Below are 20,070 nucleotides of genomic sequence, written 5' to 3' on the forward strand. Positions count from 1 at the left end.
TGCAGGATGGAATGTACTCATTTAAAGCTGTATTTGCTAAGGCGATTATTCCTATTAGACTTTATGTTGTGACACATAAAATTGACTTTAAGGATGCAAGCTTTTCTTTTTCAAAATGGAACGGAAGTGGAAATGCCGAAGCATTATTGGAATCAAATACATTTTCACACACATTTTATGCAGATTTATTTAATCAATTGACATACAAAGGAATAAAAGTTGATGAATCTAATTATACAGTATCAACTATATCGGATGTTATGAAGATAACATTAAAAGAAGAATATGTTAAGACTTTACCAGAGGGAGAAAGTTATTTTACAGCAGAATTTTCAGATTCATCTGTAATGATAAAATTGACTAAACCTATAAGTGTAAAGATTAATAAAACTAGAAAGGTTAAAGCTACGTTAAAAAATAAAAAATTAAATATTACATGGAAAAAAGTTAAAAATGCAGATGGCTATGTGATAAAAGTTGGAGAAAATAAAAAATTAACGAAAAGTAAGAAAACAGTTAATGTAAAGAAAAATAAAGGTGTCATAAGAAAAGTGAATGCCAATAAAACTTATTACTTAAAAGTTAGGGCTTATAAGATAATTGATGGGAAAAAGAACTTTGGAGAATGGTCTAAGTTGATTAGATGTAATAAATAAAGAAAAATGAGAACCGAACATATTTTAGTGAAATTTATAAAATTTTTCATTAAAATGTGTTCGGTTTTATGCTCTAATATCGTTTATAATATAGGGGAGAAATTTTACCAGTGAAAAAGGAATTGTGCAATTGAAGATTAACAATGAAAAAAAGAAAAGGGAGATAACCGGTTGGTATGAAAAGTATTACCGTATTATGAGGGCTAGGGCCCATGAGATAGTGGGAGATTATCACATAGCCGATGATATGGTAAGCGAAGCATTTATAAAAGTGTTTAATAATTATGAAAAGATACGAAAACTAGAGGAACCTCAGGTTGCGTTTTATTTGATTAGTATAATCAGGAATATTTCAATTGATTATACAAGAAAGCGAAAACGCGAAAATACACATGTAAACTTTGGATTTGAAGATAATGAAATTGAAAAGATACCTGATGACGATGAAAGCAAATATCCGGAAATAATTTGTGCTAGAAAAGAATTGCAGGACAATTTGAAAAATTATATGGATAAATTGTCGCAAAAGGATGCAGAGTTGATTGTGTATAAGTACTTGTGGAATATGAGCGAAAAGGAAATAAGTGAGATGTTTCACATAAAGCAGGAACAGGTTCATGTATATGTGGGAAGAGCGAAGAAGCGTCTTTTCAATATTATTAAAAAAGAGATGGAGATAGAGTAATGAAGATAAGAAATGAAAGAGGGCTTGAGCAATTATTAAAAAAAGCATCATCAACATATGTTGAATACGAAGGAAAAAAAATCATTGAGGAAGCAAATCAATTAAATAAACAGAGTGGGGAGCCGCTACCTGAAAATTATACAAAGTTTATGGATGATTTGTTTACTGATAATCAAAAAGTGCAATTCAACAAAAGTAAAGAAAAAAAGAACGGAATTCCCCTGTTTTACAAGGCATCGGTGGCTGTTGCGGTAGTTATGATTGTGTTTAATATATCTGTTGTATCAGTACCGGCCATGAGAAGCGCAACTTTGGGATTTCTTGTTAAGGAGTCTAAAGTAGCTACACAGATTCAGTCTAATGATGTTAATAAAGAAAATAGTTCAAGGGTAAGCGAGGGCAGGTTTGATATTGAATGGACAGAAGAATACAATGTAACATATTTGCCGGAAGGATTTAGTACATTAACGTCATCGTGTAGCACATTATCAAGATGCATAGAATATGCAGATGTAAATGACAATAGCATTACATTTGAACAGGACATTGATAGTACAACATATTCAATAGATACGGAAAATGCAAAAGTTGAATATTTGGATATCAACGGAAAAAGAGCTATGTATGTTGAAAAAGAGTATGAGGAAATTGGAAATACAAATAAGTTGTTATGGAAAGAGAATGATTATTTTATAGAAGTAGAAGGAATCGGAGTGACCAAAGAAGAATTGGTTAAGGTAGCGGAGAGTGTGAAAAAGAACTAAAATTTTAGAGGAGGAAATTTTAATGAAGAGATTTAGAAAATTTTTATGTATGTTTTTGGGAGTTGTAGTAATGATGTCATATACAAATGTAGCAGCACAGGAATTACAAAATGCGGATATAGAGGGTGTAACACCAAGATATACCAATATGAGCCAGATTACTTCAACATTAGCAATTAGTGGAAACAAGGCTGCATGTGAGGGTATATGTAAAATGACAGCCAACAAAACCTGCGAAATAACAATGACATTACAAAGATGTACAAAGAGTGATAAGGCATATACACCATATAAAACATGGACACAGACTTATTCAGGAACAGGAAAGAAAACACTATCAAAAACAGTAAGTGTTGATTCGGGATATTATTACAGAGTACAGGTCGTTGTTAAAATTTATTCAGGTTCTAAATTAGTAGAAGCAGGAGCAAAGTATAGCAGTGAAGTGTGGCATTAATATATAAATGTAGTAGTTTACTGTAACGTTACGTTAATAAGTTGAAAATTAAATACTAAAGATTGTATTGTGAATAACATTAAAACATAATCCTTAAGCATAACCATAACCAGGTGTGTCATATAGAATCTCACTTACCGGAAAGGTTAATGCTTAAGGATTTTTTTAGATAGGTGAAACATCGACAATAACTGAGACAGTACAGAAAGAATATGATGTAAACAATCAGTTGACAAAGGTTATATGTAGAAATGGAAATACAAATGGAGAAATAAGGTATACACAGGAAAATGCATATAATTATGACGGAAAAAGAATTGAAAAAAATGATAATGGAACAGTAACTAATTATTTTTATCAGGGAGAGGTTGTATTATATACAACGGATGAAAGTGGAAATGTTACAAGTCATAATATTATAGGACCTCAGAATAATATTATTGCGACAATACGTTATGAAAATGAGGGTGAGCATTCATACTTTTACAACAAAGATATACGTACAAGTGTATCCAATATAATAGATGAAAGCGGACAAGCGATAGCAAGTTACAAATATGGAGATTATGGAAAAACAACAAAGGTCGGAAATTTAAATTTCTATAATGAAATATGCTACACATCAGGAGTATATGATGAATTAACAGGACTTTATTATTTTAATTCAAGATATTATAACCCTGATACAGCTACATTTATTACGCAGGACAGTTACAGGGGAGAAATAGATAGTTATGAAACATGGAATTTGTACGCGTATTGTGGAGGAAATCCTATTAATTATGTAGACCCGAGCGGACATAAGGCTAAAAAAAATCAAAAAAATAACAAAACAACTAGAAAAGATAAAAGAAAAGGTGCAGATTTAAGGAAACCTAGTGGGGAAAGAGAAAGAAACGTTGGACATATAAATGGAGAAGAACATTCTAGAGTTCCAAAGGGAAGTAATGGACAGAGTAGAAGGAGAATGCGAAAAATTGTTGTGGTTGGAACAACATTAGGAGTAGGGTATTTAATGTATAGAGGGATAAGAATGGCACCATCATTAGTACCGCCTCTTTGGTGGACAATTCCAGCTAATGTTGTCATACCATAATTAAAGGAGAGTGAAAATAATGTACGAAAAAAGATTAAATAATGGATTAAAAATAGTAGAATATCCAATAGATAATGCACAATCAATAGAAATCGGATTGTATATAAAGGCAGGTGCGAGATATGAGAATAAAGGCGATAATGGAATAACACATTTATTAGAGCATATGCATTTTAGACAACTGGGAAATATGAAGCAAAAAGAAATATACGAATATGCAGAAAAAATGGGAAGTACCTTACGTGGTACAACATATAAAGAAATGCTATGCTTTAATATAAAAGTAAGACCTAAATATCTGAAAAAAAGTTTAAATCTCTTTGAAAAAATTATAACAACTTACGAATGGACAGAAGAACAGTTAAAAAGTGAAAAAAAAGTTGTAATAAGTGAAATACGTGAGAAAGAGGATAATAATGAAAATCAAAAAATAATAGACAGAGTAATATGGAATAAACATCCTTTGTCCAATAGTATTTTAGGTAATGCATCTAATATAAAAAGAATTACTTTGCAAAAATTAGTCCAATATAAGAAAAAAATATTTTGTAAAGATAATATGTTGCTTGTTATAACAGGGGCAATCAACGAAGAGGAAATTATATGGATAAACAAAAAATTTGAGGCAATTGCAATTAATGAATGTTTACAAAAAATAAATTCTAACAATATGAATGATGGGCAATTCAAAAGAAAACATAATTATTTAATGAAAAATTATCCAGAATGGAATTTAATAAATATGCAATTGATTTTTGACGTTGATTTAAAACAAATAAAGGAAAACGAACTCTTGTTTTTTAACAGTATAGTTGGCGGAGGAGATGGCTCTTATTTACAACAGGAAATTCGAGACAAACGAGGAATGGTTTATGATATATATTCTTATGGAGAAATATTTAGCGACAAAGCAGTATGGTCTATAGTTTATTCTATTGAAAAAGACCAGCTATATTTAAGTTTAAATGTAATTGTTAAGATGCTAAAAATGTTAAAAACTGTAATTTCACAAGAAGATATAGAAAAAAATATGCCTTTTTTTACAGAAAACTTATGGTATTGGACAGAAGGAACAAAAGAATTGAATTTTCAATTAGGAAATGACTTCATAAAAAACAAAATAGGACTGACAATTAATGAGCGAATAAAAGAAAATGAAAAGATTAATTATGAGAGAATGCAAAAAGTGGCGGAAATAATTTTGAAAAATAAAAATATGTCATTGATAGCAATGGGACCGATAAAGGGTAGATAAAAGAAAACAGAAAGTTGGTTATACACATTTACAGGAGGAGAAAAATGAAATTTAGAGAAAAAGAAAAAATATTGAGACAAATAGAGGAAAAATCATATGAGGAAGAACTAGATGAAAATGATTACAAAATATTAAATGAATTATCTTATGATAAAGAAGTTATGATTAGAGATCTTGTTGCGGAAATTTTAGTTGAATCAAGTAATGAAAACGGAGAAGAGATATTATTACGCTTAACTAATGATAAGGAGTGGCTGGTAAGAGCGGATGCCTGCGACTCATTATGTATAAGCGAATCTGTTACAACTTACAATCTGCTAAAAAAAATAGCAAAAAAGGATACGAGTGGTTACGTAAGAGGATATGCAATATTGTCATTAGGAGATATAGCGGATAAGATTAATAAAGAAGATGAATTACTAGAATATCTAGAAGACAGATTGAAACATGAAAAAGTACAATTTACAAAAATAAATATATGTACTGTTTTATATAACTTAGGTCGCAAAGAATATTTTGGCAAACTGTTATCAATGATAAACTCGAAAAAATATACAAACAGAGGTGCAGTAGTAAATTGTTTGAAATATATTGCAAATGAGAGCAATAGAGATATGATAATTAATGTGCTATTGGAGCATAAGAAAAAGGAAACAGCAATGTCGGTTATTTATACAATTAATGATGCAATTAAAGAAATAGAAGAAATGGATGAGATGGAAGAGGATAGTGATGAGTAGAAATACAAATTTTATAATGTGATATTCGTGTGCTATAGCGTTGGGAAATAGGGAATAATATTAAAACATAATCCTTAAGCATAACCATAACCAGGTGTTTCATATAGAATTTCACTTATCGGAAGGTTAATGCTTAAGGATTTTTTAGATAGGTGAAACATCGACAGTACAGAAAGAATATGATGCAAACAATCAGTTAACAAAGGTTACATGCAGAAATGGAAGTACAAGTGGAAAAATAAAGTATACACAGGAAAATACATATGATTATGACGGAAAAAGAATTTCCAAAAATGATAATGGTGCAGTAACTAACTATTTTTATCAGGGAGAAGTTGTGTTATACACAACAGATGAAAGCGAAAATATTACGAGCCATAATATAATAGGACCACAGAATAATATTATTGCGACAATACGTTGTGAAAATGAAAATGAGCATTCATATTTTTACAACAAAGATATACGTACAAGTGTATCCAATATAATAGATGAAAATGGACAAGCGATAGCAAGTTACAAATATGGAGATTATGGAAAAACAACAAAGGTCGGAAATTTAAATTTCTATAATGAAATATGCTACACATCAGGAGTATATGATGAATTAACAGGACTTTATTATTTTAATTCAAGATATTATAACCCTGATACAGCTACATTTATTACGCAGGACAGTTACAGGGGAGAAATAGATAGTTATGAAACATGGAATTTGTACGCGTATTGTGGAGGAAATCCTATTAATTATGTAGATCCGAGTGGACATTTTGTAGTAGCGATTCCATTAGTTGAATATTATTTTATAAGTGCAGTAGTATCTATTGTAGTAACAAAAGAAGCTATTGATGTTGTGTCGGCAAAAAGACATAAAACAAAAGAATACAATCCAGATCCATATGGTAGAAAAAATCAAAAGAAGCAAGGGCGAGAAAATAAAAATAAGAATAGAACAAAAGAAAACTACAAACCTAAAAACAATAAGAGGAATAATATGCCAGCTAAACCAAAAAAACATACACCAGATAGAGGTCATAATAAATATAAAGGAAGAAAATAATATGAATATATGGAATTGCGACAATTGGAAAAAAGTTTATAAAGGTAATAATATACGCAATGGTTTAAGATTGAGATTTGATGTTAATGTTGATAAAGAAGTTAAATTAGCATTAAAGGATTTTGCAAAACACTTAAGGAAAGAATATAGTTTTCCGTATAGAGTAAATGTATATGTAAAATCTAAAATGAAAATCAAGGCTATAGATGGTGAATTGGTAGATGGTACTTTTTGGGGACCCTATGATAAACTTGAAGAACCATTTATAAGAATTTCAGTAGGAGATTATTGTAAAGAAAAAATAAAAAGAGGAAGGAGGAATGTATTAATATCATATTGTCATGTTATGGCTCATGAATTGACGCACTATTTTTAATGGATAAATCAAATAAAATTAACAGAAATAGGAGAAGAGAGACAGGCTAAAGAATATGCAGATATAATTGTAGGAGATTATATATACATAAAAAACAAGGAAAAATATGATTTGTTGGAGAAGATAGAAAAAAATATAGAGGAAAGAAACTTTAATGAATATGAATTGCAAGTATTAGATAAATTATCATGGGATGAAGAAAATGGTATAAGAGAAAAAGTTGCAGAGATGTTAATTCATTCTGATACTGATAAAGGTGTAAAAATATTGTTACGATTGACTGGTGATAATGATTCATCAGTAAGAGCTGAAGCATGTGACTCATTATGTATTGGTAAAACTTTAGTGGAATATGAGACATTAAAAAAAATTGCTCAAATAGATAAAGCAGATAATGTAAGGGGCTATGCAATACGATCATTGGAAGATGTTGCACGTAGGTTACATAAAGAAAATGAACTTGTAGAATTTTTAGAAGGAAAAATAAAAAACAAGGAAAAGCCATTTATAAAAATATGTATATACACATCGTTATACGTTATTGGAAAAGAAAATTATTTATATAATTTATTGGAAATGATTAATGAAAAAAATTATATAAATAGGATTTCAGTAATAAATAGTCTGGATTATATTGCAAGTGAAAATAATAAAGATGAAATACTTAGGGTATTAAAGGAACGTAGAAGTAATGAGAATAAAAGAATTGTAATTAACTCGATAGAAGAATTAATAAACGATTTAAAAAACGACTTATTTTGGGATAGAGAACTATAAAATTACATTAACCTGTTGGAAAATATACACATTTACAGGAGGATTGAAAGAATGAAATATAAAGAAAAAATAAAAGTATTGGCACGGTTAGATGATAAAGCATATGAGGAGGAATTCGATGAAGATGATTATAGCATATTAAAGGAATTATCGTATGATAAAGAACTGACTATTAGAGCTATTGTTGCAAGAATTTTAGTCGACTCAAGTGATGAAAAAGGAGAAGAAATATTATTACGCTTAACTAATGATAAGGAATGGCTGGTAAGAACTGAAGCATGTGATTCGTTGGGCATAAGTGAATCGGTTACAACTTACAATATACTAAAAAAAATAGCAAAAAAAGATACAAGCGGTTATGTAAGAGGATACGCAATAATATCATTAGGAGATATAGCGGTTAAGATTCACAAAGAAAATGAATTAATAAAATTTTTGGAAGAAATGTTGATGCATGAAAAAACAGAATTTACCAAAATAAACATATATACTGTTTTATATAACTTAGGTCAAAAAGAATATTTTGACAAACTGTTATCAATGACAAATTCAAAAAAATATTCTAATAAATGCGCAGTAGTAAACAGTTTGAAAGATATTGCAAATGAGAGCAATAGAGATATGATAATTAGTATATTATTAGAATATAAAGAAAAGGAAACTGCAAGGTCAGTTATTTATACAATTGATGATGCAATAAAAAAAATAGAAGAAATGGATGAGATGGAAGAGGATAGTGATGAGTAGAAATACAAAAAATTCTCATTCACCGCAAAATATTTTGCGCAATGTAAAATGCGAATGTTTCATATTATGATATACGTGCACTATAGACAATTCAGCTTTCAATATTGACAAATAAACATAAAAATAATACACTCATAGTAATTGGCATAATTAAACGCAATGAAGAGAAGAGTACATGGGAATACAGTTTACAGAGAGTCTGATTAGGTGAAAGCAGACAACAGGTTGAACTATGGAAGATGGACTTGGAGCGGCATGGGCGAGCATAAAGTAAACCTGTGACGGATACACCCGTTAAAGTGAAATGAGATTTGGATATAGTTTTGTTAGTGGATTAAGAATAGTATTTGAATACAGTAATTAATGATACTAATATCTGAATAAAGTAAAGTGGTACCACGAAGTTAAAGCACTCTCGTCTTTGCATAAAGAAGAGAGTGCTTATTTTAATTTAGTACCACTACGGGCGACAGGCAACGTAATTGTACTTTCGTTGATTTTGTCAATTCCTATGAAACTATATTCGGGAGTTTTTAGAATAAATAAAAAAGGAGTTTATTTGAAATGGAAAAGAAACCATATTATTTGACAACAGCCATTGCTTACACATCAGGTAAGCCACATATTGGAAACACATACGAAGCAATCCTTGCAGACAGTATTGTACGTTACAAAAGACAGCAGGGTTATGACGTAAGATTTCAGACAGGAACAGATGAACATGGACAGAAGGTTGAATTAAAGGCAGCAGAAAAAGGTGTAACACCAAAGGAATTTGTAGATGAAGTATCAGGAGAAATCAGACGAATTTGGGATTTGGTTGGAACATCATATGATAAATTTATAAGAACAACAGACGAAGATCATGAAAAACAGGTTCAGAAGATTTTTAAGAAATTATATGATCAGGGTGATATTTACAAAGGTGAATACGAAGGAATGTATTGTACACCATGTGAATCATTCTTTACAACATCACAGTTAGTAGATGGCAAATGTCCTGACTGTGGAAGAGAATGTACACCTGCAAAAGAGGAAGCATATTTCTTTAGAATGAGCAAATATGCAGACAGATTGATTGAACACATCAATACACATCCTGAATTTATTCAGCCGGAATCAAGAAAGAATGAAATGATGAACAATTTCCTTCTTCCGGGTCTTCAGGATTTATGCGTATCAAGAACATCATTTAAATGGGGTGTTCCTGTAGACTTTGATCCAAAGCATGTTATTTATGTATGGATTGATGCGTTATCAAACTATATTACAGGACTTGGATACGATGTAGATGGAAATCACGGTGAATTATATAAGAAGTATTGGCCTGCAGACCTTCACTTAATTGGAAAAGATATCTTAAGATTCCATACAATTTACTGGCCGATTATGTTAATGGCATTAGACGTTCCACTTCCAAAGCAGATATTTGGACATCCATGGTTACTTCAGGGTGGAGAAAAAATGAGCAAGTCAAAAGGAAACATCATTTATGCTGATGACCTTGCAAGCTTATTTGGAGTAGATGCAGTAAGATATTTTGTTCTTCATGAAATGCCATTTGAAAATGACGGAACAATTACTTGGGAATTAATGGTTGAAAGAATGAATTCTGATCTTGCAAACACACTTGGAAATCTTGTAAACAGAACAATTTCAATGTCAAATAAGTATTTTGGCGGTGTTGTAAATAACGCAGGTGTTGCAGAAGAAGTTGATGAAGACTTAAAGAAAGTTGTTCTTGAAACTCAGGTTAAGGCATCTAATAAAATGGACGATTTAAGGGTTGCGGATGCAATTACTGAAATCTTTACAATGTTTAAGAGATGTAATAAATATATCGATGAAACAATGCCATGGGCTTTAGCAAAGGATGAAGCAAAGAAGGAAAGACTCGAAACAGTTCTTTACAATTTAATAGAAAGTATTACAATTGGAGCAAGTCTTTTAGAGCCATTCATGCCTGAAACATCAAAGAAGATTCTTGAACAGTTAAACACACAGGCAAGAGCATTTGATGATATGACTGAATTTGGAAAATATCCATCAGGAAATAAGGTTACAGAAAAACCTGAAATCTTATTTGCAAGATTAGACATCAAAGATGTAATGCCAAAGGTAGAAGAAATTCAGGCAAAACAGAAAGCAGAAGTAGCACCGGAAGAAAAATATCCGGAAGTTGAACCAAAAGAAGAAATCACAATTGATGATTTTGATAAAGTACAGATTCGTGTTGGTGAAGTATTAAAATGCGAGCCGGTTCCAAAGGCAAAGAAACTTTTAGTTTCACAGATTCGTATTGGAAATGAAGTACGACAGATTGTATCAGGTATTGCAAAATATTACAAACCGGAAGAAATGGTTGGAAAGAAAGTTGCAGTTATTACAAACTTAAAACCTTGTAAACTTTGTGGCGTAGAATCACAGGGAATGATTCTTGCAGCAGCAGATGATGATGGAAACCTTTCAGTAATGACATTAGACAAAGATATGCCTGCAGGAAGTGAAATCTGTTAAAATATAATAGAATAAGTTTACTGGTTGAGTTAAAGAAAATTATTAAAGTTGTTTGTTAGATTGCATTTAACGACAAAATAATATTTGTTGGAAAGTTTATTTAAGATGTATTTAAGGGGAGCAGGTTATGACAGTAAATAAATGGATTAAAAACAGAATATTTGCAATTGCCATTTTATTGTCAATTATTTTTAGCTCAGGCTATTCTTCTTATGCTGTCACAGTATTTGCAAATCAGAATGATTATGCTCATACAGAAAGTATTAAGCAGGAAGCAAAAAGAGTTAAAAGTGAATGCTTGCGCCCTGAAAAAAATGCACAAATACAGATTAAAAGAACTGTAGATGGAACTTCAAAAGAAGCAAAATCAAGAAACAGACATCAGCAACCGTTTATTTATGGAGCAATATTTTCACACAATTTATTTCCGGGAGGAGTTAGTGTAAAGAGTGTTTCAGGTTTATATACTTTTAAACGGAAGAATTACAATATAGTTTATATACACAACCAGGATGGCAAAAAGAGAATGCTGACTATTACATAGATAAAATCTTTTGTAATAGGAGGTGTGTGTTATGGCAATGAATATAGTAGCTATTATTTTAGCTGTTGTATGTGTTGCAGCAGGAGTAGCCTGCTGGTGGACACAAAGACCTGGCGATGATGAATAATAAAGTAAATTAAAAGAGACCTTTGACGGAAATTATTAAATTAAGAGGCGATGCATAATCCGGTTTAATTTAATAAAAGTACGTCAAAGGTCTTTGTATATAAGATGAAAATTATTTTAATCAGGATTGGTTTTGAAATATGATTGTAAGTGTCACAAGTGTTGCAAGCAACTCTTTATTCGAGTATAATGAGTGAGGATATGTTACGGGAAAAAGATGGATTTTATAAATATAATGTTGGGGTCAAAAGCACCTGACTTTGATGCCTACAGATTTTTTAGAGTGACACTGCAAAAGATGATTGCAAAATTATGATTATAAATTGAAGATAATCAACGAGTGGAGGAAGAATCATGATAATTGATACACACGCACATTATGATGACGAAGCATTTGATAAAGATAGAGAAAAACTATTAGATTCTATGCAAAACAGAGGAATTGAATATATTGTAAATGTGGGAGCAAGCATTGCATCATGCAAAACAACAGTTGGTCTTACAAGAAGATTCCCTAATGTATATGGGGCGCTTGGAGTTCATCCCGACGAAGTTGCAAGTCTTACAGATGAGGATTTTGACTGGTTGAAACACGCAATTTATAAGCCTAAGATTGTTGCAGTGGGAGAAATAGGACTTGATTATCATTGGAATGATAACAGAGATGAACAGATTGCCTGGTTTGAAAAGCAGATGGAACTTGCAAGAGAAGCAGAACTTCCAATAATTGTTCATAGCAGAGAGGCAGCTAAAGATACTTTAGATGTTATGAAGGCTTCAAAGGCAGAAGAAATCGGAGGAATCGTTCATTGCTTTTCGTATGAAAAAGAAATGGCACGTGAATACATTGATATGGGATTCTATTTAGGAATCGGAGGCGTAATAACATTTAAGAATGCGAGAAAATTACGTGAAGTAGTTGAATATGCCCCAATGGAAAATTTAGTATTAGAAACAGACTGCCCATATTTATCACCTGAACCGAACAGAGGAAAGAGAAATTCATCATTAAATATTCCGTATATTGTTAGTGCAATTTCTGAAATAAAGGGAATAACTCCTGACGAAGTTGTAGAGATTACAAGCAATAATGCAAAGAAAATATATGGCATCGGATTAGATGATGTAGACAGATTAATATAGAAAATGAGGAAAAATAATGGCATATTTAGGAAGCCCGAAAGCAACATTAGAAGTAATAAATAAATACGGATTTGCATTTCAAAAGAGATTCGGACAGAATTTTTTAATTGATTCTAATATATTAGAAAATATTGTAAGTGCTGCAAATATTACAAAAGAAGATTTTGTATTAGAAATTGGTCCCGGAATAGGAACAATGACACAGTATTTGTGCGAAAATGCAAGAGAAGTAGTTGCAGTGGAAATTGATAAGTCACTTATTCCGATACTTCAGGATACTTTAAGCGAATATAATAACGTAGAAGTAATTAATGAAGACGTCTTAAAAGTGGATATTAAGAAATTGGCAGAAGAAAGAAATGACGGAAAGCCAATTAAGGTTGTTGCAAATTTGCCTTATTATATAACAACTCCTATCATAATGGGATTATTTGAAAGTGGAGTGCCAATTGACAGCATTACAATTATGGTTCAAAAGGAAGTGGCAGACAGAATGAAGACGGGTCCCGGTTCAAAGGATTATGGAGCTTTATCATTAGCCGTTCAGTATTATGCAACAGCAGATATAGTATTAAAGGTTCCGGCATCATGTTTTATGCCAAAGCCAAATGTAGATTCTGCAGTTATAAAACTTACAAGACACAAAGATACTCAGGTAAAAGTAAGCAATGAGAAACTAATGTTTAAGATTATACGTGCTTCATTTAATCAGAGACGTAAAACATTGGCTAACGGATTGAAAAACTCACCGGAATTAAATTTTACAAGAGAACAGGTTACAGAGGCACTTGTTTCAATGGGCAAATCAGAAAGCGTAAGAGGTGAAGCGTTTACGCTGGAAGAATTTGCAAAATTAACAGATATACTAAACAGTAAATAATAATGAAAAATCAAGTCAGGAATGATGTGAAGAACAGAGTTCTTGACTTATTTTGATATATAGAGGAGAAACAGGCGTATGAAACAATTGATATTAGGAATTTTGGCACATGTAGATGCAGGAAAAACTACATTGTCAGAGGCTTTGTTATATACAACAGGAAACATAAGAAAATTAGGAAGAGTTGACCATAAAGATGCATTTTTGGATACATATTCCCTTGAGCGTGAGCGCGGAATTACAATATTTTCAAAGCAGGCACAGCTAAAGTGGAAAAATGAAAATGAAGAAATAAACATGACTTTGCTTGATACTCCGGGGCATGTGGATTTTTCTGCGGAAATGGAAAGAACACTACAGGTTCTTGATTATGGAATCTTAGTTGTCAGCGGAAGTGATGGAGTTCAGGGGCATACAGAAACTTTGTGGAAACTTTTAAAAAGATACAACATCCCTACATTTATATTTGTTAATAAAATGGATTTAGCTGGTAGTGATAAAAATCATATAATGGAGAATTTGAAATCAAGACTAGATACAAATTGCGTAGATTTTTCTGATTATGAGAAGTCAGATGATAATTTTCTTGAAAATGTTGCAACATGTGATGAAAATGCCCTTGAAAATTATATGGATACAGGTGAAATATCAAATGAGGAAATAACTAATCTTATTGCAGAAAGAAAGGTATTTCCATGCTTTTTTGGTTCAGCTTTAAAGCTTGATGGCATTGAACTTTTATTAAATGCAATGGCTAATCTTACTCAGAATAAAAGTTATCCGGATGAATTTGGAGCAAGGGTATATAAAATATCAAGAGACAGTCAGGGAAACAGACTTACACATATGAAGGTTACAGGCGGAGTACTTAAAGTTAAAGATGTAATCAATGATGAAAAGGTTAATCAGATTAGAATTTATTCAGGAAACAAATTTGAGACAAAAGACAGCGTAAAAGCAGGCGAAGTGTGTGCTGTAACAGGACTCGAAAATACAAGACCGGGACAGGGAATCGGAGATCAGGAAGGTGAGAGTATTCCTGTATTAGAACCTGTTTTGACTTACCAGATTATTTTGCCTGAAGGATGCGATGCTCATAATACATTTAACAAATTAAAGCAGTTAGAAGAGGAAGACCCGCAGCTTGATATTGTGTGGAATGAAAATTTGAAAGAAATTCATGCAAGACTTATGGGAGATGTTCAGATTGAAATTTTACAGAGTCTTATAAAGGAAAGATTTGATATAGATGTGACATTTGGACAGGGTAGCATTGTGTATAAGGAAACCATTAAAAATAAGGTGGAAGGAATAGGACATTTTGAACCGCTTAGACATTATGCGGAAGTACATTTGCTTCTTGAGCCGGGAGAACCGGGTAGTGGTATGGTGTTTGAAACTGCATGTAAGGAAGATGATTTGGACAAAAACTGGCAAAGATTAATACTTACTCATTTGTACGAAAAACAGCATGTGGGTGTGCTTACAGGCTCGCACATTACCGATATGAAGATAACACTTATTGGCGGCAGAGCGCACGCAAAACATACTGAAGGTGGAGATTTCAGACAGGCAACTTATAGGGCAGTGCGAAATGGATTGAAACAGGCAGAAAGTGTTTTACTTGAGCCATATTATGAATTTACATTGGAAGTGCCTACGGAAAATGTGGGCAGGGCGATGAATGACATAAGCCAGATGAAAGGGGAATTTGAGACACCGAAGACAAATGATGAGGTTACGGAGATTACAGGGTATGCACCTGTATCAACTATGAGTGGTTACATTACAACGGTAAATACTTACACAAGAGGACGAGGAAGACTATATTGCAAATTGGCGGGTTATATGCCTTGTCACAATGCGTCGGAAGTCATTATGGATATTAATTACGACAGTGAGCGAGATGTGGAAAATCCAACAGGTTCAGTATTTTGTGCTCATGGTGCAGGATTTAATGTTGAATGGCATAAAGTAAAGGATTATGCGCATGTAACAACTGATAACTTAAAGGATAATGATTATGAAGAACCAGAGAAAATTGTGCCGGTGCATCAGCCTGAACAAGGCAAAAAGTGGCAAATGGGTGCAAGTTATGCAGAAGACAAGGAATTGCAGGCGATATTTGAAAAACAGTTTGGTCCGGTTAAAAGACGTTTGGCAAATGAATCAGGATTTGGTTATACGGATAATCAGGGAAGTGGAAAGAGAACACAGAAGGAATATGTTTATAAGGAAAACAAAAATAAGAAAAATGAGAAAAAATATTTGCTTGTGGATGGTTACAATGTAATATTTGCATGGAATGAATTAAATGAACTTGCACAGGTCAATCTGGATGGGGCAAGACTTAAACTTATGGATATTATGAGTAATTATCAGGGATACAAGCAATGCGAGTTAATACTTGTATTTGATGCATACAAAGTTAAGGGAAATATAGGAGAGGTTTCAAAATACAACAATATAAATGTTGTCTATACAAAAGAAGCGGAAACGGCAGACACATATATTGAAAAAGTAACTAATGAAATCGGGAAAAAATATCAGGTTACGGTTGCAACATCAGACAGACTTGAGCAAATGATTGTGTTGAGCAGGGGAGCAGTTCGTATGTCATCAAATGAATTACTTCAGGATGTTATGGCTGTGCATGAAGCAGGCTTAAGACAATACAAATCATCTCAGAAGATAGAAAAGAATTATTTGGATGAATTGATTAATAAATAATCATATTTTAATCGCTAACTGCATATATTTGTATAAAGTCAAATATCGAATTGAATAATTCGGAAAAGAGTAAATGACGAATATAATTAATTGGATGAAAACGAGTTTTACAAATATGTACGAAATACTAAAAAGAAATATAAAAATTGAAGCGGTTATGGCATTTCTTTTGCTGATGTCGATTACTATGATTGCCTGTAATATGGAAAAAATCGTGGAAAGCGATAATAAAGAAACTAAGAAACAAGAGCATAAACCATTTAGTGGTTACACAATAGTTATTGACCCGGGGCATGGAGGAATTGACCCCGGGAAAATAGGTATAAATGATGCACTTGAAAAAAATATTAACCTATCCATAAGCCTGTACATAGAAGAAATTTTAAAAAATACAGGAGCAAAGGTTGTGCTTACAAGGGAAAGTGATACCGGACTTTATCAGGAATCGGATGGAAATAAAAAAAGGACCGATATGGAAAACCGCTGTGAAATAATAAATAAAGAGTATTTGAAAAATGAAAAAACAATAGTTGTAAGCGTTCATCAAAATAGTTTTACTTCGGAAAATGTAAAAGGAGCGCAGGTATTTTATTATCGAAATTCTGCAGGTGGTACGGAACTGGCGAAAATAATGCAGACAATATTAAACGATAATATAAATATAAACAATAAAAAAGAAATTAAGGAAAACACAAGTTATTATATGCTGTTACATACAAAATGCCCTACAATAATCGTGGAATGTGGATTCTTAAGCAATTGGGACGATGCAAATAATTTGTCGTCAGACGATTATCAAAAAAGAATGGCAGGTCTGATATGTAAAGGAATCGAAGAATATTTGAAGAAATAAATTGAAAAATGTTAAAAAAGTTGCAGGCAAAAATAAAATGAGATTAAAAAAAGGAAAAAATTTAAAAAAGCCAAAAACATTTATAGCAAAAATTACAATTGTCATAGGGTGCATTTTGCTTGGAACAGCAGGCACCCTGACAATTAAAAATACTATGGAAAATCGAAATGCAGGTATATCTTCCGAAAAAATAATCAACTATATGGAAAACAAAAAAAATGAATCTGGATATTGCGATAATAAATCTAATCTGACAGATAGTTACTCTGAATCTGATAAATTCATAGAATTTTCAGGTGAAAAATATGTAGGAATATTAATTATTCCGTCTCTAAAAATCAAACTCCCAATAAATGAAAAATGGTCATATGAACAGTTAAAGAAAACTCCGTGCGTATATAGTGGAAGTGTGGGCAACGCAGGATTTGTTTTAGCTGCACACAATTATTCAACGCATTTTGGAAAAATAAAATATTTGCGAAAAGGCGATGAAATTATATATAAATCCGCAAACGACTCCACGTTTTCCTATAAAGTAGAAAGTGTGGAAAATTTATTGCCCACACAGGTCGAAAAAGTAATAAGTACAGAATATGATTTGACCTTGTTTACATGTACATTTAATGGACAGGCAAGAGTTGTTGTGAGATGTAAAGATGTAAATATTATAAAATAAGATGTCGGATTCAAAAGCCCCACGACTTTGATGCCTATGGATTGTTCCGTGCTAGGCATTCCATCTCATAATCCCCATTCGCAAAAATCCCACTTTATGGAATTAAATTTGGAATATTTGGCAATAATGCTTCATATGATAACAAGCAGAGAAAAACAAGACAAAATCTAATTGAAAATACAATTGCCAAATATAAAAGTGGGAGAGATATGATCATGAAAAAAATAATCCAAAAAAGTAAAAAATTAATAGCAGTAGTAAGCATGTGTTTAATATGTGCTACGACATTTGCAGGCGAAGCAGTTATGCTAAATGCAGATGTGAATAACAGTCAGAAAACCGAGTCTATAGTAAATTTTGCGGCAAATGATATTCCTGTGCCGGACGCTACGATAGTATCAACTGACAAAGTATTTCCGTACAATCGACTTCAGGTCAAAGATATAGATGGAAATGCAAAAATTGTTGAGGCAGGAGAAGGAGTCAGAGCTTATCAGGATGTAAGTCGCGAAAGTATGAAAGGCGATGTATGGAATGGGACATGGAATGGAGCGATAAAAGGAATATACGCTTCATTTAGTAATAAATACAATGGGATAGCGATTCAATGTAAAGGTTCTAATCCTAATGCAAACAATTATAAGACAGATACGAACGCCGGGTGGAAAAATAAAGATTTGGATGTAGAAACAACTACAATGAATTTTAAAGTCAAATATTTTGAAGTTGGAACATACGATGGAAAGCCGGTAGGAGCTTATGCAAATATAAAAGTTACACCATTTAAAAACAGAACGTCAAAAAATGCAACAGATATAGGAAATGTGGGAGAAGGATGGAACTGGGGTAAAAATAATTATGGACCATATTCATATTATCCGACAATTCAAATAAGTAAATCGCTATATAGTGGCTGGGTATGGCAGAATGTAAAAGAATTTCATGTTGATTTGGAGTTTTATTATTTAAACACAGATGGAACATTTGGAAACAAAATTGTTCTAAATGACATAGGAACAGTTGACAGTCCGGTTGCTGATTATTACACAATAAATTCTCTTAATCCGGCGGATGTTCAGGAAGGGGAAAATCCGGCAGCATATTATGGACCGGAATATGTAGTGCCACAAAATCCGCAGAATGTAAAAGCATATGTTTATTCAGGAAAATTTTCAAATACCATTCCATGGAGCAGTAATATTGTAGAAATGTATAAAGACAGCGGAAACAGATTTGGAACACAGTATGGTTATAACGGCGGAACAAATCCGTGGAGTGGAGATATTTATGACAGCACATTTGGAGTGCCTGATAACTGGCTTCAAAATTCAGTTACAATTATGCCACAGTCAACGTCTAACGCTTTCAGTTTTACATTGGGAAATTTTATGAGGTATCCGGATAACGGAGGAGTTCCAAGAACAAATCAGGTGTGGGCATCATTTAGCACGACACCTCTTGGAAGTAAAATTGACAGACCCTTAATAGATTTAAATATATATAAAAAATGGAAAGGAACGGAGCAGATTCCGGATTCCATAGAAGTAGAAATCTATCGAACAATCAAATATAAAGATTCCACAGAAGAAAAAACAGAATATTTTAACACAGTTACAGTTAAAAAAGAAAACGGATGGAAAGAATCCGTAGAAGGGCTGCTTACAAGAGATACAATAGGAAATCAGTTTACCTATAGTGTAAAAGAAATTAGTGTTGCGGGATTTGCTTCAGAATTTACATCAAAAACAAATCAGGCTACTGCAACAAAAAATGCAAGCACAACTTATACAATAACAAACACAAAAATATATGAATTGCCGGATGCCGGTGGTATAGGTAGTGAACCGTTTGTAAAAATCGGCCTAATAATTATGTTGTGTGTCGTAAGTGTTTTAGTTGGTTGTTTGCAGAAAATAAAATAAAATTTTCTAATAGAATGATGGAAAGTAAGAATAGAATATATGAAAACTTTCTAAAGCAAAAAGCAT

General features: G+C 32.2%; 18 protein-coding genes, 1 pseudogene and 1 other annotated feature. All 19 genes and pseudogenes read left to right on the forward strand.

The genetic code is table 11. The features are described from left to right. Positions 1 to 656: pseudogene (locus DWW96_RS13135) on the forward strand (hypothetical protein); the annotation flags it as partial. A gap of 130 nt (positions 657 to 786) precedes the next feature. Further along, entirely contained in the window at positions 787 to 1,341 is a 555-nt protein-coding gene (locus DWW96_RS13140; RefSeq protein ID WP_158562719.1) for a sigma-70 family RNA polymerase sigma factor, read from the forward strand. After that, positions 1,341 to 2,105 carry a DUF4367 domain-containing protein gene (locus DWW96_RS13145; protein WP_117910735.1) on the forward strand — a complete coding sequence of 255 codons (765 nt, stop codon included), beginning with the start codon at positions 1,341 to 1,343 and terminating at the stop codon, positions 2,103 to 2,105. The genes DWW96_RS13140 and DWW96_RS13145 overlap by 1 nt, the downstream gene beginning before the upstream one ends. 22 nt (positions 2,106 to 2,127) lie before the next feature. Next, the gene (locus DWW96_RS13150) at positions 2,128 to 2,562 is read left to right on the forward strand and encodes a hypothetical protein (RefSeq protein ID WP_117910736.1); all 435 of its coding nucleotides are present in this window, start codon (positions 2,128 to 2,130) and stop codon (positions 2,560 to 2,562) included. Positions 2,563 to 2,791: 229 nt separating this feature from the next. Next, the gene (locus DWW96_RS13155; RefSeq protein ID WP_158562720.1) at positions 2,792 to 3,658 is read left to right on the forward strand and encodes an RHS repeat-associated core domain-containing protein; all 867 of its coding nucleotides are present in this window, start codon (positions 2,792 to 2,794) and stop codon (positions 3,656 to 3,658) included. Between the two features lie 19 nt (positions 3,659 to 3,677). Continuing rightward, complete coding sequence (locus DWW96_RS13160; RefSeq protein ID WP_117910738.1) at positions 3,678 to 4,913, forward strand: pitrilysin family protein; 1,236 nt, start codon at positions 3,678 to 3,680, stop codon at positions 4,911 to 4,913. 44 nt (positions 4,914 to 4,957) lie between these two features. After that, the gene (locus DWW96_RS13165; RefSeq protein ID WP_117910739.1) at positions 4,958 to 5,653 is read left to right on the forward strand and encodes a HEAT repeat domain-containing protein; all 696 of its coding nucleotides are present in this window, start codon (positions 4,958 to 4,960) and stop codon (positions 5,651 to 5,653) included. Between the two features lie 337 nt (positions 5,654 to 5,990). Next, entirely contained in the window at positions 5,991 to 6,713 is a 723-nt protein-coding gene (locus DWW96_RS13170) for an RHS repeat-associated core domain-containing protein (protein ID WP_158562721.1), read from the forward strand. A gap of 1 nt (position 6,714) precedes the next feature. Then, positions 6,715 to 7,089 (forward strand): hypothetical protein, encoded by a 375-nt coding sequence (locus DWW96_RS13175; protein ID WP_117910741.1) that lies wholly within the window; start codon positions 6,715 to 6,717, stop codon positions 7,087 to 7,089. Positions 7,090 to 7,200: 111 nt separating this feature from the next. Then, positions 7,201 to 7,866, forward strand: a complete 666-nt coding sequence (locus tag DWW96_RS13180; RefSeq protein WP_117910742.1) for a HEAT repeat domain-containing protein — start codon at positions 7,201 to 7,203, stop codon at positions 7,864 to 7,866. Between the two features lie 51 nt (positions 7,867 to 7,917). Next, positions 7,918 to 8,613, forward strand: coding sequence for a HEAT repeat domain-containing protein (locus DWW96_RS13185; protein WP_117910743.1), 696 nt, complete (start codon positions 7,918 to 7,920; stop codon positions 8,611 to 8,613). A gap of 150 nt (positions 8,614 to 8,763) precedes the next feature. After that, positions 8,764 to 9,039, forward strand: a binding site (T-box leader). Positions 9,040 to 9,177: 138 nt separating this feature from the next. Further along, positions 9,178 to 11,130, forward strand: coding sequence for a methionine--tRNA ligase (gene metG / locus DWW96_RS13190; protein ID WP_117910744.1), 1,953 nt, complete (start codon positions 9,178 to 9,180; stop codon positions 11,128 to 11,130). A gap of 127 nt (positions 11,131 to 11,257) precedes the next feature. Then, the gene (locus DWW96_RS13195; RefSeq protein ID WP_117910745.1) at positions 11,258 to 11,674 is read left to right on the forward strand and encodes a hypothetical protein; all 417 of its coding nucleotides are present in this window, start codon (positions 11,258 to 11,260) and stop codon (positions 11,672 to 11,674) included. A 480-nt stretch (positions 11,675 to 12,154) separates the two neighbouring features. Further along, the gene (locus DWW96_RS13200) at positions 12,155 to 12,943 is read left to right on the forward strand and encodes a TatD family hydrolase (RefSeq protein WP_022089426.1); all 789 of its coding nucleotides are present in this window, start codon (positions 12,155 to 12,157) and stop codon (positions 12,941 to 12,943) included. A gap of 16 nt (positions 12,944 to 12,959) precedes the next feature. After that, positions 12,960 to 13,823 carry a 16S rRNA (adenine(1518)-N(6)/adenine(1519)-N(6))-dimethyltransferase RsmA gene (gene rsmA / locus DWW96_RS13205; protein ID WP_117910746.1) on the forward strand — a complete coding sequence of 288 codons (864 nt, stop codon included), beginning with the start codon at positions 12,960 to 12,962 and terminating at the stop codon, positions 13,821 to 13,823. 78 nt (positions 13,824 to 13,901) lie between these two features. Next, positions 13,902 to 16,553 (forward strand): TetM/TetW/TetO/TetS family tetracycline resistance ribosomal protection protein, encoded by a 2,652-nt coding sequence (locus DWW96_RS13210; RefSeq protein WP_117910747.1) that lies wholly within the window; start codon positions 13,902 to 13,904, stop codon positions 16,551 to 16,553. 94 nt (positions 16,554 to 16,647) lie between these two features. Continuing rightward, positions 16,648 to 17,406 (forward strand): N-acetylmuramoyl-L-alanine amidase, encoded by a 759-nt coding sequence (locus tag DWW96_RS13215; protein WP_199522699.1) that lies wholly within the window; start codon positions 16,648 to 16,650, stop codon positions 17,404 to 17,406. A gap of 37 nt (positions 17,407 to 17,443) precedes the next feature. Further along, positions 17,444 to 18,082 carry a sortase gene (locus tag DWW96_RS13220; protein ID WP_147339834.1) on the forward strand — a complete coding sequence of 213 codons (639 nt, stop codon included), beginning with the start codon at positions 17,444 to 17,446 and terminating at the stop codon, positions 18,080 to 18,082. A 215-nt stretch (positions 18,083 to 18,297) separates the two neighbouring features. After that, positions 18,298 to 20,004, forward strand: coding sequence for a Cna B-type domain-containing protein (locus tag DWW96_RS13225; protein ID WP_158562723.1), 1,707 nt, complete (start codon positions 18,298 to 18,300; stop codon positions 20,002 to 20,004). Positions 20,005 to 20,070 lie beyond the last annotated feature (66 nt).

It is taken from the genome of Eubacterium sp. AF17-7 (genome assembly GCF_003461285.1).
In the GTDB taxonomy this organism is placed as follows: domain Bacteria; phylum Bacillota; class Clostridia; order Lachnospirales; family Lachnospiraceae; genus Eubacterium_U; species Eubacterium_U album.

What these genes read in the sequence shown, in the direction of transcription:
- DWW96_RS13145 (WP_117910735.1), top strand. Translation starts at nt 1,341, where the DNA reads ATGAAGATAAGAAATGAAAGAGGGCTTGAGCAATTATTAAAAAAAGCA.
- DWW96_RS13150 (WP_117910736.1), top strand. Translation starts at nt 2,128, where the DNA reads ATGAAGAGATTTAGAAAATTTTTATGTATGTTTTTGGGAGTTGTAGTA.
- DWW96_RS13160 (WP_117910738.1), top strand. Translation starts at nt 3,678, where the DNA reads ATGTACGAAAAAAGATTAAATAATGGATTAAAAATAGTAGAATATCCA.
- DWW96_RS13165 (WP_117910739.1), top strand. Translation starts at nt 4,958, where the DNA reads ATGAAATTTAGAGAAAAAGAAAAAATATTGAGACAAATAGAGGAAAAA.
- DWW96_RS13175 (WP_117910741.1), top strand. Translation starts at nt 6,715, where the DNA reads ATGAATATATGGAATTGCGACAATTGGAAAAAAGTTTATAAAGGTAAT.
- DWW96_RS13185 (WP_117910743.1), top strand. Translation starts at nt 7,918, where the DNA reads ATGAAATATAAAGAAAAAATAAAAGTATTGGCACGGTTAGATGATAAA.
- metG (WP_117910744.1), top strand. Translation starts at nt 9,178, where the DNA reads ATGGAAAAGAAACCATATTATTTGACAACAGCCATTGCTTACACATCA.
- DWW96_RS13195 (WP_117910745.1), top strand. Translation starts at nt 11,258, where the DNA reads ATGACAGTAAATAAATGGATTAAAAACAGAATATTTGCAATTGCCATT.
- DWW96_RS13200 (WP_022089426.1), top strand. Translation starts at nt 12,155, where the DNA reads ATGATAATTGATACACACGCACATTATGATGACGAAGCATTTGATAAA.
- rsmA (WP_117910746.1), top strand. Translation starts at nt 12,960, where the DNA reads ATGGCATATTTAGGAAGCCCGAAAGCAACATTAGAAGTAATAAATAAA.
- DWW96_RS13210 (WP_117910747.1), top strand. Translation starts at nt 13,902, where the DNA reads ATGAAACAATTGATATTAGGAATTTTGGCACATGTAGATGCAGGAAAA.
- DWW96_RS13215 (WP_199522699.1), top strand. Translation starts at nt 16,648, where the DNA reads ATGAAAACGAGTTTTACAAATATGTACGAAATACTAAAAAGAAATATA.
- DWW96_RS13220 (WP_147339834.1), top strand. Translation starts at nt 17,444, where the DNA reads ATGAGATTAAAAAAAGGAAAAAATTTAAAAAAGCCAAAAACATTTATA.
- DWW96_RS13225 (WP_158562723.1), top strand. Translation starts at nt 18,298, where the DNA reads ATGAAAAAAATAATCCAAAAAAGTAAAAAATTAATAGCAGTAGTAAGC.